Origin of the sequence: Mycolicibacterium llatzerense, from assembly GCF_025331195.1 — a bacterium.
Classification (GTDB): Bacteria; Actinomycetota; Actinomycetes; order Mycobacteriales; family Mycobacteriaceae; genus Mycobacterium; species Mycobacterium llatzerense.
The window spans coordinates 736,906-750,980 of record NZ_LXOV01000012.1 but is presented as its reverse complement, the minus strand read 5'-3'; the positions used below and the strand labels follow the sequence as shown (position 1 = coordinate 750,980).

Here is a 14,075-nt window from a genome sequence, read left to right as displayed (position 1 = left end):
GTGGATACCGCAGCGGATAACAGCGGTCAGACGGGCACAGCCCGGGTCAAGCGCGGCATGGCCGAGATGCTGAAGGGCGGCGTCATCATGGACGTCGTCACACCCGAGCAGGCACGTATCGCCGAAGGCTCAGGCGCCGTAGCCGTCATGGCGCTCGAGCGCGTACCCGCCGATATCCGCGCGCAGGGCGGCGTCTCGCGGATGAGCGATCCGGACATGATCGAGGGCATCATCGACGCCGTCACCATCCCAGTGATGGCGAAGGCTCGCATCGGCCACTTCGTCGAGGCGCAGATTCTGCAGAGCCTCGGCGTGGACTACATCGACGAGTCCGAGGTGCTGACCCCGGCCGACTACACCCACCACATCGACAAGTGGAAGTTCACCGTGCCGTTCGTGTGCGGCGCCACCAACCTGGGTGAGGCGCTGCGCCGCATCAACGAGGGCGCGGCCATGATCCGCTCCAAGGGTGAGGCCGGCACCGGTGACGTCTCGAACGCCACCACGCACATGCGCAAGATCGGCGGCGAAATCCGTCGGCTGTCGTCGCTGTCGGAGGACGAACTGTACGTTGCCGCAAAGGAATTGCAGGCGCCGTACGAGCTGGTGGTCGAGGTCGCGCGGGCCGGCAAGCTGCCCGTGACGATGTTCACCGCTGGCGGCATCGCCACCCCGGCCGACGCCGCGATGATGATGCAGCTGGGCGCAGAGGGCGTGTTCGTCGGCTCGGGCATCTTCAAGTCCGGCGACCCGGCGGCCCGCGCCGCGGCCATCGTCAAGGCGACGACGTTCTACGACGACCCCGACACGCTGGCCAAGGTGTCGCGCGGTCTGGGCGAGGCCATGGTCGGTATCAACGTGGAGGATGTGCCGGAGCCGCATCGGCTCGCCGAGCGGGGCTGGTAAAACCAACACGTGGCAATCGAGCAGATACTCGACCTCGAGCAACTCGAGGTCAACATCTATCGCGGCAGTGTCTTCAGCCCGGAATCGGGTTTCCTGCAGCGCACTTTCGGTGGCCACGTAGCCGGTCAGTCGTTGGTGTCCGCGGTGCGCACCGTGGATTCGAAGTACCAGGTGCACTCGCTGCACGGGTACTTCCTGCGTCCCGGTGACGCCCGCGCACCGACGGTGTACATGGTGGAGCGCATTCGGGACGGTGGGTCGTTCTGCACCCGCCGCGTGAGTGCCATCCAGCACGGCGAGACCATTTTCTCGATGTCGGCGTCCTTCCAGACCGATCAGTCCGGCATCGAGCACCAGGACGCCATGCCGGTGCCGCCGCCGCCCGACCTGTCGAAGGGCTTCCGGTCCGCCGGCGCGTTCGACGACGCCGGGTTCGCCCAGTTCGCCGAGTGGGACGTGCGCATCGTGCCGCGCGACCAGGTGGCCCGGGTACCCGGCAAGGCGTCGCAGCAGCAGGTCTGGTTCCGGCATCGCGACCCGCTGCCCGACGACCACGTCCTGCACATCTGCGCCCTGGCCTACATGAGCGACCTGACCCTGCTGGGTTCGGCGCAGGTGAATCATCTTGAGGCACGCAAACATATGAACATCGCCTCGCTGGACCACGCCATGTGGTTCATGCGGCCGTTCCGGGCCGACGAATGGCTGCTGTACGACCAGTCGTCGCCGTCGGCGTGCGGCGGCCGTGCGCTGACCCAGGGCAAGATTTTCAACCAGTACGGCGAGATGGTGGCCGCTGTGATGCAGGAGGGGCTGACTCGCTACCAGCGTGGTTTCGTCCCACCGGCCGAGTGAGCCCGCACGTCGGTGTCCTGGCCTTGCAGGGGGACACCCGAGAGCATCTGGCTGCCCTGCGTGACGCAGGTGCCGAGGTGTCCACGGTCCGGCGCCTCACCGAGCTGAATAGCGTTGACGCCCTGGTGATTCCGGGTGGTGAATCCACCGCGATGAGTCATCTGCTGCGCGAGCTGGAACTGCTGGAGCCGTTGCGCGCCCGGCTGGCGGCGGGCATGCCCTGCTACGGGTCCTGCGCCGGAATGATCCTGCTGGCCACCGAGATCAACGACGCGGGCGTACCGGGGCGCGAGGCTCTGCCGCTGCGTGGGATCGATATGACGGTGCGGCGCAACGCTTTCGGCCGTCAGGTCGATTCATTCGAAGGCGACCTCGACTTCGTCGGGCTGGACGAGCCGGTGCACGCGGTGTTCATCCGGGCGCCGTGGGTCGAGCGCGTCGGCCCCGAAGTCGAGGTCTTGGCCCGCGCAGCCGGCCATCCCGTCGCGGTCCGTCAGGGCCGCATGCTGGCCACATCGTTCCATCCCGAGGTTACCGGCGACCGCCGCATTCACAAGCTCTTCGTCGACTCCCTCGAGTGATTTGTGCACGATTTTCCGCGCTGACCGCGGATTTTCGTGCACAAATCACGCCAACCAGACGCGCAACCGGTCGTAGATCCGTTCGTCGTTGAGCAGGGTGAAGTGGTTCGCCTCCGGTAGGTGCAGGCGGTTGTCGCGCTCAAATCCCATGTCGCGCTTCTTGCTTCGGCCTTGCGCGCTGCGCACCTGCACCAGCCCGTCGCCGAGCACCCAGCCGATCGGGTTGGCCGGCGTCCGGGCGAGGGTCGCGCTCACGCAGTAGTACTCGACCCCGTCGAGCAGCGGGACGTCGGTTTGCGCCTCGGCACGCAGGGCATCGGCATCGCGGTCGCGCCAGTCGCGTTCGTCGAGGGAGCCGAACCGCAGGTCGCGGATCCCGGTGCTGCGCCGCCGCAACAGGCTGCCGAACGGCCGGGTCTCGGGCAGCGCGCTGAGCGCCGCCGACCCGAAGTGCGCGAGCTTCTCCAGCGGCGCACCGGTATGCGGGGTGCCGAGCGTGACGACGGTGCGCACCCGGTCCACCCACGACCGGTCGGGCACCGCGCAGGCCGACCGGATCACCAGGCCGCCCATCGAGTGGCCGACCAGCGAGATCGTCGTCACCGGGACCGGCCACGCGGCCACCAGTTGGTCCAGCAGTTCGGCGAGCAGACGGCCGTTGTCGGAGATGTGCAGCCCGGTGTTGTAGCGGATCTCGACGCCGGTGATGCCGATGTCGGCCCCGAGCCGCTGGCTGTACGTCGGTCGCTTGCCGAGCGCCCAGAACGCCTCGGTCTCGATCAAACCGTGGAGAAACACCACGACGTCACCTGTTGCGGCGGGATAGGCAGCTCGCAGGCTGTCGGGCTCCAGAGCCACCGGCCGGCCCTCGACGCGCACCGACATGGTGGTCGCCAGTACCGAGCCCTGCTCGTGGAGCTTGTCGCCGATCAACCCTTGCAGCGCGCCGAGCACCCGGGCGCCACCGGCGTGTTCAGACAGTTTTCCGGCGGCCTGTCCGTGGACTGCCTTGCCGGCGATGGGCGCGGCGGTCGTCATCGTGTGACTGATGGTGGAGTAGACGCCGTCGGTGATGGCGTCGTAGACGATCTTCACGGGCTTGGCGGCCGGGCCGACGCCGAAGCCCACCAGCCGGAACACCCGCTCGGAGATGGCGCGCTGGATCTTGTGGATGCCATCGACGGCCGTGCCCAGCTCATTGAGGCCGAGCTCGGCGAGGGCGCCGGCTTCGCTGGCAGTGGGGTCGTCCATGCGGTGAGTGTACGAGTGTTCACTGGATATGCTGGCGATGAATCTGCTGATTGTGAGCAGATTCATCTACTGCGGGGCTATCCCCAAGTCATAGCGGTGGCTCGCCCGCTTCACAGCTCGGCCATAGCTGGGGCTGCCTTAATGGTCGGGTGAGTACGACATCCGCTGCCGTTCTGGACGCCCCGACGGACGAGCCGCAGACCCCGGCGCCGCGCCGCTGGAGTCTCGCCACCAAGACCGGTGAGCGCTCGGCGCTGGCCCTGCTCCTGATCGTCACCGCGATCGGCTACCTGTGGAACATCACCGTCAACGGCATGGGCAACCAGTTCTACGCCGCCGCGGTGTGGGCCGGTTCGCGGAACTGGGAGGCGCTGCTGTTCGGGTCCATCGACCCGAACAACGTCATCACCGTCGACAAGCCGCCGCTGTCGCAGTGGGTGATGGCCTTGTCCGGCCAGATCTTCGGCTTCAGTAGCGCGAGCATGCTGATCCCCGAGGCGCTGATGGCGGTCGGCTCGGTCTGGCTGCTCTACGCCGCGGTACGACGGATCAGTGGTCCGGCCGCCGGCCTGCTCGCCGGCGCGGTTCTCGCGCTAACCCCGGTGTCCGCGATGATGTTCCGCTTCAACAATCCGGACGCGGCCATGGTGCTGCTGATGACGCTGGCCGCCTGCTTCACCGTTCGGGCGTTGAAAGACAGTGTCGACGGCGCGGCTCGCCGCGGTGGCGCCAAGTGGATGGCGCTGGCCGGTGTCGCACTCGGGTTCGCGTTCCTGGCCAAGATGCTCGAAGGCGTGATGGTGGCGCCGGCCCTCGGTCTGACTTACCTGATCGCCGCGCCGGTCGCGCTGCGCAGCCGGCTATGGCACCTGCTGGGTGCGTTGGGTGCGCTGCTCGTCTCCGCCGGCTGGTTTGTGGTGCTGACGATCCTGTGGCCTGCGTCGTCGCGCCCGTACATGGCGGGCTCGACCGACAACAGCTTCATGAATCTGGTGTTGGGCTACAACGGCTTTGGTCGCGTGCTCGGCAAGAACCACATGGGCAAGACCGACCCCGACAAGCCGTCGACCGTGCACACGCTCACCGGTGAGCACGCCGGGCATGCCGCCGGCGAGGCGATGAAGACGGCAGGGCACCACGGCGGCGGCTTCGGCGATCAGACCCAGGGCCTGCCGCGGTTGTTCACCGGCGAGTTCGGCTTCGAGATCGGCTGGCTGGTGCCGGCCGCGCTACTGGCCACCGTGCTGGTGCTGATTTCTCGCGGGCGGGCGCCCCGCACCGATCGGGTCCGCGCCGGCGCCATCCTGTTCGGAGGCTGGCTGGTGAGCGTCGGCCTGGTGCTGAGCTTCATGAAGACCAACGTGCACCCGTACTACTGCCTCGCGCTGGCTCCGGCGATGGCCGCGATGTTCGCGATCTTCGTCATCGAGTTCTGGCGCCGCCGGGATTCCCTGTTCCACCGGATCGGTTTGACGACAGTCCTTTTGGCCAGCGGGGTGTGGGGCTTCGTGATCCTGGGCCGTAACGCCGACTGGCTGCCCGCATTGCGCTGGGTGCTCCTGGTCGCCGCCATTGTCGGCGCCGTGGCACTGGTGTGGGCCGGTGCCGGGGACAACCGCAAGCGCATCGCGACGCTGGCGCTGGGTCTCGCGATGTTCGGCGCGGCCGGGGGATCGGTGGCCTACTCGCTTGCGACCTTCGGTCAGCCGCACCTCGGTGGCGGCCCATCCGTCGGCCCGGCGGACAAGGACGACAAGGGACATGGCGGCTTCGGTCAGCGTGACGACAACCCCCAACTGAACGCGCTGCTCAAGGCCACCACCACGAAGTGGTCCGCCGCGATCGACCGGTCGTCGCCGGCTGCCGGTCTGGAGCTCGACACCCGCACGCCCGTCATCGCGATCGGCGGGTTCGGCGGCAGCGACCCGGCGCCGACGCTGCAGCAATTCCAGTCCTACGTGGCCAATCACGAAGTGGCGTACTACATCGTGTCCGACAGCAAGGGGCACTGGGGCGCCGATGCGCACAGTGACATCGCGGACTGGGTGAGCGCCAACTTCGCGCCGCTGAAGGTCGGTTCCGACACCGTCTACAACCTGACGCAACCGGTCAAGAAATAGCCTCCGATTCTGCGATCGACCAGGCCGGTCAGGGCGCGTCACCCGTCCACGTAAACTGGTCAGCTGACGTTTGATCAGAAAGAGGGCGGACACGCATGAGCGGCCATTCCAAGTGGGCGACAACCAAGCACCAGAAGGCCGTCAAGGACGCGCGCCGAGGTAAAGAGTTCGCCAAGCTGATCAAGAACATCGAGGTCGCTGCGCGCACCGGCGGTGGTGACCCCGGTGGCAACCCGACCCTGTACGACGCCATCCAGAAGGCCAAGAAGACCTCGGTCCCGAACGACAACATCGAGCGCGCGCGCAAGCGCGGTGCCGGCGAAGAAGCCGGCGGCGCCGACTGGCAGACCATCATGTACGAGGGCTACGGCCCCAACGGTGTCGCGGTGCTCATCGAGTGCCTGAGCGACAACCGCAACCGCGCCGCCGGTGAGGTCCGCGTCGCCATGACCCGCAACGGCGGCAACATGGCCGACCCCGGTTCGGTGTCCTACCTGTTCTCCCGCAAGGGCATCATCACCCTGGAGAAGAACGGCCAGACCGAGGACGACGTGCTGATGGCCGTCCTGGACGCCGGTGCCGAAGAGGTCAACGACCTTGGTGAGGCGTTCGAAGTGATCTGCGAGCCGACCGACCTGGTCGCCGTGCGCACCGCACTGCAGGACGCCGGCATCGACTACGACTCGGCCGAGTCCGGTTTCCAGCCGTCGGTGTCGGTCACGGTCGACATCGAGGGTGCCCGCAAAGTGTTCAAACTGGTCGACGCCCTCGAGGACAGTGACGACGTGCAGAACGTCTACACCAACGTCGACATCCCGGACGACGTCGCCGCACAGCTCGACGAGGAGTAGTCGGCTTCGGCATGCCGGTAGTCAAGGACCCCGACGGGACGCAGTGGCGCGTGCGTCGGCGCTGGTGGCCGTACTCGGACACGCTCGACGCGCTCGACTTCGCGTTGCTGGATTGGTTGGCAGTCGCGCTGGTGCTGCCATTCCTGTTGGTCTGGCCGTTCTGGCTGCTGGCCAAGCTGTTCGGGGCCCGCTGGTCGATCATCGTCGAACGCGAGGGCGTCCAGGCGGACCGTGAACTGGTCCGCTGGTGGGGAGCGTCCGAAGCGCGCATCGCCGAGCTGGCTCAGGAGATTCAGCGGGGCTCGCGGTCCGGCTACTTCCAGATCTGAGCGTGTCCCTGGCGCGTCCTGTCGCCGCTGCCCGCTAAGCTATCGAACAGCTGTTCGGGATCTAGTGAGGAGTAGGCGTGCGGGTGATGGGCGTCGACCCCGGTCTGACGCGCTGTGGCCTCTCGATGGTCGAGGGAGGCACAGGGCGCAAGGTCACCGCGCTCGATGTCGACGTGGTGCGTACCCCGTCCGACGTCGAGTTGCACCGCCGGCTGCTGACCATCAGCGACACCGTCGAGCACTGGATGGACACGCATCGTCCCGACGTGATCGCCATCGAGCGGGTGTTCGCCAACCAGAACGCGAATACCGCCATGGGCACCGCGCAGGCCGGCGGCGTCATCGCGCTGGCGGCCGCCCGGCGGGGGATCGACGTGCATTTCCACACGCCCAGTGAGGTGAAGGCCGCGGTCACCGGCAACGGTCGCGCGGACAAGGCTCAGGTCACCACCATGGTGACCAAAATTCTTGGACTGCAACAGAAACCAACTCCGGCCGACGCCGCTGACGCCCTGGCCCTGGCCATCTGCCACTGCTGGCGGGCGCCCATGATCGCCCGGATGGCCGAGGCGGAGGCCAAGGCCGCCGAATTCAAGAAGCAGTACGCAGCGAAGGTGAAGGCGGCACGCGCATGATCGCATCGGTCCGTGGCGAGGTCATCGACATCGCACTCGATCACGCGGTGATCGAGGCCGCCGGCGTCGGCTACAAGATCATGGCCACCCCGGCGACCCTGTCCACCCTGCGCCGCGGCGCCGAGTCCCGACTGATCACCGCGATGATCGTGCGAGAGGACTCCCAGACGCTGTACGGCTTCGCCGACTCCGACGCCCGGGACCTGTTCAACGTCCTGCTCGGGGTGTCCGGCGTCGGTCCGAAGATCGCGCTGGCGACGTTGGCGGTCTATGACGCCCCGACGTTGCGGCAGGCCCTGGCCGATGGTGACGTCACGGCGCTGACCCGCGTGCCGGGCATCGGCAAGCGCGGCGCCGAGCGCATGGTCCTGGAACTGCGCGACAAGATCGGCGCGACGGCCGGTGCCGGCGTCGGTGTTGCCGGCGGGCATTCCATTCGCGGTCCCGTCGTGGAAGCCCTTATCGGACTTGGCTTTCCGGCCAAGCAGGCCGAAGAGGCCACCGACAAGGTGCTGGCCAACGATCCCGAGGCCAACACCGCGACCGCGTTGCGGTCGGCCCTGTCGATGTTGGGTAAGAAGTGAGCCGGTTCGAGGACGACGGCGTCGAACCCGACGAGCGGGACGTCTCACCCGCGCTGACCGTCGGTGAAGGCGACGTCGACGCCAGCCTGCGGCCCAAATCGCTGCGTGAGTTCATCGGCCAGCCCCGGGTCCGGGAACAGCTGCAACTGGTACTCGAAGGCGCCAAGAACCGCGGCGGCACACCCGACCACATCCTGCTGTCCGGCCCGCCCGGTCTCGGCAAGACGTCGCTGGCCATGATCATCGCCGCCGAGCTGAGTACCTCGCTGCGCGTCACCTCCGGCCCCGCCCTGGAACGTGCCGGCGACCTGGCCGCCATGCTCAGCAACCTGGTCGAGGGCGACGTCCTGTTCATCGACGAGATTCACCGCATCGCCCGGCCCGCCGAGGAGATGCTGTACCTCGCCATGGAGGACTTCCGGGTCGACGTGGTGGTCGGCAAGGGCCCGGGCGCGACGTCGATTCCGCTGGAGGTTGCGCCGTTCACCCTGGTCGGCGCGACGACCCGGTCGGGCGCGTTGACCGGCCCGCTGCGCGACCGGTTCGGTTTCACCGCGCACATGGACTTCTACGAACCGCCCGAACTGGAGCGCGTGCTGGCCCGTTCGGCCGGCATCCTCGGCATCGAGCTCGGTGTGGAGGCCGGCGCCGAGGTGGCCCGGCGGTCCCGCGGCACGCCCCGTATCGCCAACCGGTTGCTGCGCCGGGTCCGTGACTACGCCGAGGTCCGCGCGGACGGCGTCATCACCCGTGACGTCGCCAAGGCGGCGCTGGCGGTCTATGACGTCGACGAGCTCGGCCTGGATCGGCTGGACCGGGCCGTATTGACCGCTCTGACAAAGAGTTTCGGGGGCGGTCCGGTCGGTGTCTCGACGCTGGCGGTCGCGGTCGGGGAGGAGGCCACCACCGTCGAGGAGGTTTGCGAGCCGTTCCTGGTGCGGGCCGGCATGATCGCGCGGACTCCACGGGGGCGCGTGGCGACCCCGCAGGCATGGACGCATCTGGGCCTGCAACCGCCGATAAACGGATTTGGGCAGTCCGGGCTGTTTGAATAGGACCCATGCTGACTGCAGGGTTGATCGTTGCCGGCCTGGCCGCGCTGTTGCACGTGTACATCTTCGTGATGGAGTCGCTCACCTGGACTTCGCCGCGGACCAGGGCCACCTTCGGCCTCACTGAGCAGCAGGCGGTGGACACCAAGGAGCTGGCCTTCAACCAGGGGTTCTACAACCTGTTCCTGGCCATCGTCACCGCCGTCGGTATCGCGGCAATCATCATGGGGTGCAAGGGCATCGGCCTGGCGCTGATCTTCGCAGGCATCGGTTCCATGGCCGCCGCGGCGCTGGTGCTGCTGCTGTCGTCCCCGGACAAGGCGCGGGCTGCCATCACCCAGGGCACCTTGCCGGTGCTCGGCATCGCCGCCTTGCTGATCGGATCCTTGGGGTGATCCGCCGCTGCGCGACCGTCGTTGTTGCTGTCGTGCTGGCGTTCACCGGTGGCGGCACGTCTGCCGCGGATCCCGGTCCTGACCCGGTGCAACTCGCCGACGGCCTGGTCGCCGACGAACAGGCCGTGCGCGATCCGGCGACGCCGGAACCCGCACTGATCGCCGCTGCGCACCGGCAACAGACGGCGTACCGCGAGATCGCCAGGCATCCGGAGTGGGATGCGGTCATCGCCCCGCGCATCCCGCCGACGCTGGCCGCGGCCTACGACCGCAACGTCGACGCCGGCCGCCAGCTGTTCGGCATGACACCGCCGCGCGACGCCATCCCGCTGTGGACCATCCAGCCGCCGGCGCCCGCCGACGAACTGCTCGGCTACTACCGCGAAGCCGAGGCGGCCTCCGGGGTCGACTGGACCTACCTCGCGGCGATCAACCTGATCGAGTCGCGGTTCGGCCGGATCAACGGCGACAGTACGGCCGGGGCACAGGGCCCCATGCAGTTCCTGCCGTCGACGTTCGCCGCGTACGGCTCCGGGGACATCCGCGCACCCCGGGACTCGATCCTGGCGGCCGGTCGCTATCTGGCCGCCAACGGTTTCGCCGCCGACCACGACCGCGCCGTGCACCACTACAACCATTCCGGCGCCTATGTCCGCGCGGTCAACGATTACGCGGCGGTACTGGCCGCTGATCCCGCCGCGTTCGCCGGCTACTACCAATGGCAGGTCTACTTCCGGACCACGTCGGGCGACGTGCTGCTGCCCGTCGGATACCCCGCCACGCGCTAGGCGCCTGCCGTTTCGGCGGGTCAGCGATTGCGCCGGTTGCGGGCACTGACGCCCGTGATGGCACACTGGTCAGTACCGCGGCACGGCGCTCGGCTGGTCCGGCTCGCCTGCCTGTTCACAGACTCAACAGAACGAAAGATTTTCGCTGTCATGGATTTGGTTGTCTTTCTGCCGCTGCTCCTGGTCATGGGTGCGTTCATGTTCTTCGCATCGCGGCGTCAGCGGAAGCAGATGCAGGCCACCATCGACCTGCACAACTCGCTGAATGTCGGCGACCGCGTGCACACCACCTCCGGTCTGCTGGGCACCATCGCCCGGATCGACGACGACAACGTGGATCTGGAGATCGCCCCCGGCGTCATCACCACCTGGATGAAGCTGGCCGTGCGCGACCGTATCGAGGCCACCGAGGACTCGGCTGAGGACTCCGAAGAATTGACTGCGGCGTCGGCCGAAGAGGGCGCGCCGAAGACCGAAGGCTGACATTCCCGCACCAGCACGTACCCTTTGCGGGGCTGACCGTACCGATCTCAAGGAGACCCTAGAACCGTGGCATCGTCTTCGGCGCCGGTGCACCCATACCGCTATTTGTCGTTCTTCCTGGCGCTGCTCGTCGGTGCCTACCTACTGGTGTTTCTCACCGGCGACAAGCAGGCCAAGCCCAAGCTGGGCATCGACCTGCAGGGCGGTACCCGGGTCACCCTGACTGCACGTACCCCTGACGGCTCGACGCCCACCCGCGAGGCGCTGATCCAGGCCCAGGAGATCATCGGATCCCGGGTGAACGGACTCGGTGTCTCCGGCTCTGAGGTCGTCATCGACGGTTCGAACCTGATCATCACCGTGCCCGGCCAGGACGGCAGCGAGGCCCGCAACCTGGGCCAGACCGCGCGGCTGTACATCCGGCCCGTCGTGCACGTCATCCCGGCTCAGGGCGCGCAGCCCGCGAAGCCCGCCGCGCCGGCTCCCGGCGCACCTGGCGCTCCCGGAGCCCCTGGTCTGCCTCCGGGCATCCTGCCGATGCCTGGTGGTCCCGGCGGCGGCGGTATGCCGCCGCTGATCGCCCCGGCCGAGCCCGAGGCCCCGGTCACCCAGCCGACGCCGGGCGTGCCCGCGCACCCGGCATCCACCGCTCCGGCGCCCGCGCCGGCCCCGCAGCCGCGGCCGTTCCCCGAGGAGCCGACCCCGGCACCGTCGGACAGCCCGACTGCTCCGGCGCCCGCGCCCGCAGAACCCGGCGCGCCCGCGCCTGGTGCCCCCGCCGCTCCGGTCCCTGGCGCTCCGGCCCCCGGTGCTCCGGCCGCTCCCGCCCCTGGTGCTCCGGCACCGGGCGCGCCCGATGCGCACGGCCCCAAGGCCGAGTTGGCTCAGCGCATCGCCGATGAGAAGGCCCTGCGTCAGAGCACGCAGCCGCAGATCCAGCTGCTCGCGCTGCAGTTCCAGGCCACCCGCTGCGACCAGCAGGACGTGCTGGCCGGCAACGACGACCCGAACCTGCCGCTGGTGACCTGCTCCAAGGACCACAAAGAGGTCTACCTGCTGGACAAGTCGATCATCAGCGGTGACGAGATCAAGGACGCGTCGTCGGGCCTGAATCAGCAGCAGGGCGAGTACGTCGTCGACGTCACGTTCAAGGAGAAGGCCGCCGATGTGTGGGCCACCTTCACCGCCGCCAACATCGGCACCCAGACCGCCTTCGTTCTCGACTCCCAGGTGGTCAGCGCCCCCGCCATCCAGGAAGCGATCCCGGGTGGACGCACGCAGATCACCGGCCACTTCAACGCCACCACGGCGAAGGACCTGGCCAACGTGCTGAAGTACGGCTCGCTGCCGCTGTCGTTCGAGTCGTCCGAGGCCGAGACGGTGTCGGCCACGCTGGGTCTGACGTCGCTGCGGGCCGGGCTCTGGGCCGGTCTGATCGGCCTCGGTCTGGTGCTGCTGTACTCGCTGGCCTACTACCGGGTCCTCGGAGTCCTGACCGCGCTGTCGCTGGTCGCGTCGGGCGCCATGGTGTTCGCGATCCTGGTGCTTCTGGGCAGGTACATCAACTACACGCTGGACCTGGCCGGTATCGCAGGTCTGATCATCGGTATCGGTACGACCGCCGACTCGTTCGTGGTGTTCTTCGAACGCATCAAGGACGAGATCCGGGAAGGCCGCAGCTTCCGCTCGGCGGTGCCGCGCGGTTGGGCCCGGGCCCGCAAGACGATTCTGTCCGGCAACGCGGTGACCTTCCTGGCCGCCCTGGTGCTGTACGTCCTGGCCGTCGGCCAGGTGAAGGGCTTCGCGTTCACCTTGGGCCTGACCACGATCCTCGACGTCGTGGTGGTGTTCCTGGTGACCTGGCCGCTGGTCTTCCTGGCATCCAAGTCGGCCACCCTGGCCAAGCCTTCGTACAACGGCCTCGGCGCCGTGCAGCAGATTGCGCGCGAGCGGCGAGCGGCCAGCCTGACGGGACGGGGGTAACACCGATATGTCGAAGCATTCAGCAGATGACACCGAGTTGGAACTGACCGAATCGGCTGCGGCCGAAGAGGATTCGGCCACCGAGGTCGCGGAAACCACGGCCTCGGAGCCGGACGGCAACCTGCCGCACCACAGCTTCTTCGTCCGGCTCTACACCGGTACCGGCGCCTTCGAGGTGATCGGCAAGCGCCGCATGTGGTACGCGATCAGCGCGCTGATCATGCTCATCGCGATCGCCAGCATCGGTATCCGTGGATTCAACTTCGGTATCGACTTCGAGGGCGGTACCAAGGTCGCCATGCCCGTCGCGGGTGTCAGCGCCACTGCCACCCCGCAGGGCGTCGAGGACGTCTTCAGCAAGACCCTCGGCCACGCGCCGGAGTCGGTCGTGCGGGTCGGTAACGGCGACTCGGCCACCCTGCAGATCCGCACCTCGACGCTGTCGACCGCGGACACCGAGAAGCTGCGCAACGCGCTGTTCGATGCGTTCCAGCCGAAGGGCGAGGACGGCAAGGCCTCCAAGAACGTGATCAGCGACTCCGCGGTCTCGTCGACCTGGGGTGATCAGATCACGAAGAAGGCGCTGATCGCGCTGGTGGTGTTCGTCGTCATCGTCGCCATCTACATCACCATTCGCTATGAGCGGTACATGGCGCTGGCGGCATTGGCCTCACTGGCGTTCGACCTGGTCAGTACGGCGGGTGTCTACTCGCTCGTCGGGTTCGAGGTCACGCCGGCCACGGTGATCGGCCTGTTGACGATTCTGGGCTTCTCGCTGTACGACACCGTCATCGTGTTCGACAAGGTCGAGGAGAACACCCACGGCTTCGAGCACACCACTCGACGGACCTTCGCCGAGCAGGCCAACCTGGCGGTCAACCAGACCTTCATGCGGTCCATCAACACCAGCCTCATCTCGGCGCTGCCGATCATCTCGCTGATGGTGGTCGCGGTGTGGCTGCTGGGCGTGGGCACGCTCAAGGACCTGGCGCTCGTTCAGCTGGTCGGTGTCATCGTCGGCACCTACTCGTCGATCTTCTTCGCCACTCCGCTGCTGGTGTCGATGCGCGAGCGCACCGACCTGGTCAAGAACCACACCCGCCGCGTGCTCAACCGCCGCAAGTCGTCGACCGAGCGCGGCACTTCCGGTGGCGACGAGGTGACGGTCGGCGTGGTGGACGCACCGGCAAAGCCGGCGCCGGGGGCCAAGCCCTTGCGGCCCACCGGTAAGCCGTCGGGTAAGCGAAACAGCCGGGGCTAGC

The 14,075-nt window shown here is 67.8% G+C and carries 15 protein-coding genes; 14 read left to right on the top strand and 1 reads right to left on the bottom strand.

The window, feature by feature from the left end; translation table 11 throughout:
* From pdxS to pdxT, 3 genes are read left to right on the top strand one after another with little or no spacing between them, the layout of a single operon-like run.
* Complete coding sequence (gene pdxS, locus A7G45_RS18480) at positions 1–906, top strand: pyridoxal 5'-phosphate synthase lyase subunit PdxS (RefSeq protein ID WP_260939250.1); 906 nt, start codon at positions 1–3, stop codon at positions 904–906.
* Between the two features lie 9 nt (positions 907–915).
* A complete protein-coding gene (gene tesB / locus A7G45_RS18475) occupies positions 916–1,761 on the top strand; it encodes an acyl-CoA thioesterase II (RefSeq protein ID WP_260939249.1) in 846 nt (281 codons plus the stop codon).
* A complete protein-coding gene (gene pdxT, locus A7G45_RS18470) occupies positions 1,758–2,342 on the top strand; it encodes a pyridoxal 5'-phosphate synthase glutaminase subunit PdxT (protein ID WP_260939248.1) in 585 nt (194 codons plus the stop codon). Before tesB ends, pdxT begins: the two co-directional genes overlap by 4 nt.
* A 45-nt stretch (positions 2,343–2,387) precedes the next feature.
* Here the strand turns inward: pdxT and A7G45_RS18465 are convergent, their stop codons facing one another.
* On the bottom strand, positions 2,388–3,593 hold the full coding sequence (locus A7G45_RS18465) for an esterase/lipase family protein (RefSeq protein WP_260939247.1): 1,206 nt from the start codon (positions 3,591–3,593) through the stop codon (positions 2,388–2,390).
* Between the two features lie 149 nt (positions 3,594–3,742).
* On the opposite strand from A7G45_RS18465, the gene A7G45_RS18460 reads away from it, so the two are divergent.
* The 11 genes from A7G45_RS18460 (at position 3,743) to secF (ending at position 14,074) form a co-directional block, all read left to right on the top strand.
* On the top strand, positions 3,743–5,713 hold the full coding sequence (locus tag A7G45_RS18460) for an ArnT family glycosyltransferase (protein WP_260939246.1): 1,971 nt from the start codon (positions 3,743–3,745) through the stop codon (positions 5,711–5,713).
* A gap of 95 nt (positions 5,714–5,808) precedes the next feature.
* Positions 5,809–6,564, top strand: coding sequence for a YebC/PmpR family DNA-binding transcriptional regulator (locus A7G45_RS18455; RefSeq protein ID WP_043399196.1), 756 nt, complete (start codon positions 5,809–5,811; stop codon positions 6,562–6,564).
* Positions 6,565–6,575: 11 nt separating this feature from the next.
* A complete protein-coding gene (locus tag A7G45_RS18450) occupies positions 6,576–6,893 on the top strand; it encodes a hypothetical protein (protein ID WP_260939245.1) in 318 nt (105 codons plus the stop codon).
* 77 nt (positions 6,894–6,970) lie between these two features.
* Positions 6,971–7,528, top strand: a complete 558-nt coding sequence (gene ruvC / locus A7G45_RS18445; RefSeq protein ID WP_043399186.1) for a crossover junction endodeoxyribonuclease RuvC — start codon at positions 6,971–6,973, stop codon at positions 7,526–7,528.
* Positions 7,525–8,112 carry a Holliday junction branch migration protein RuvA gene (gene ruvA, locus A7G45_RS18440; RefSeq protein ID WP_260939244.1) on the top strand — a complete coding sequence of 196 codons (588 nt, stop codon included), beginning with the start codon at positions 7,525–7,527 and terminating at the stop codon, positions 8,110–8,112. Before ruvC ends, ruvA begins: the two co-directional genes overlap by 4 nt.
* Positions 8,109–9,167, top strand: coding sequence for a Holliday junction branch migration DNA helicase RuvB (gene ruvB, locus A7G45_RS18435; protein WP_043399180.1), 1,059 nt, complete (start codon positions 8,109–8,111; stop codon positions 9,165–9,167). Before ruvA ends, ruvB begins: the two co-directional genes overlap by 4 nt.
* A 5-nt stretch (positions 9,168–9,172) precedes the next feature.
* Positions 9,173–9,559: a DUF1304 domain-containing protein gene (locus A7G45_RS18430; RefSeq protein WP_260939240.1), complete on the top strand. Its 387-nt coding sequence runs from the start codon at positions 9,173–9,175 to the stop codon at positions 9,557–9,559.
* A gap of 32 nt (positions 9,560–9,591) precedes the next feature.
* Positions 9,592–10,347 carry a lytic transglycosylase domain-containing protein gene (locus tag A7G45_RS18425; protein ID WP_260939790.1) on the top strand — a complete coding sequence of 252 codons (756 nt, stop codon included), beginning with the start codon at positions 9,592–9,594 and terminating at the stop codon, positions 10,345–10,347.
* Between the two features lie 150 nt (positions 10,348–10,497).
* Entirely contained in the window at positions 10,498–10,830 is a 333-nt protein-coding gene (yajC, locus tag A7G45_RS18420; protein WP_043399174.1) for a preprotein translocase subunit YajC, read from the top strand.
* 66 nt (positions 10,831–10,896) lie between these two features.
* Positions 10,897–12,813 carry a protein translocase subunit SecD gene (gene secD / locus A7G45_RS18415; RefSeq protein ID WP_260939238.1) on the top strand — a complete coding sequence of 639 codons (1,917 nt, stop codon included), beginning with the start codon at positions 10,897–10,899 and terminating at the stop codon, positions 12,811–12,813.
* A gap of 7 nt (positions 12,814–12,820) precedes the next feature.
* Entirely contained in the window at positions 12,821–14,074 is a 1,254-nt protein-coding gene (secF, locus tag A7G45_RS18410) for a protein translocase subunit SecF (RefSeq protein ID WP_260939236.1), read from the top strand.
* Position 14,075 lies beyond the last annotated feature (1 nt).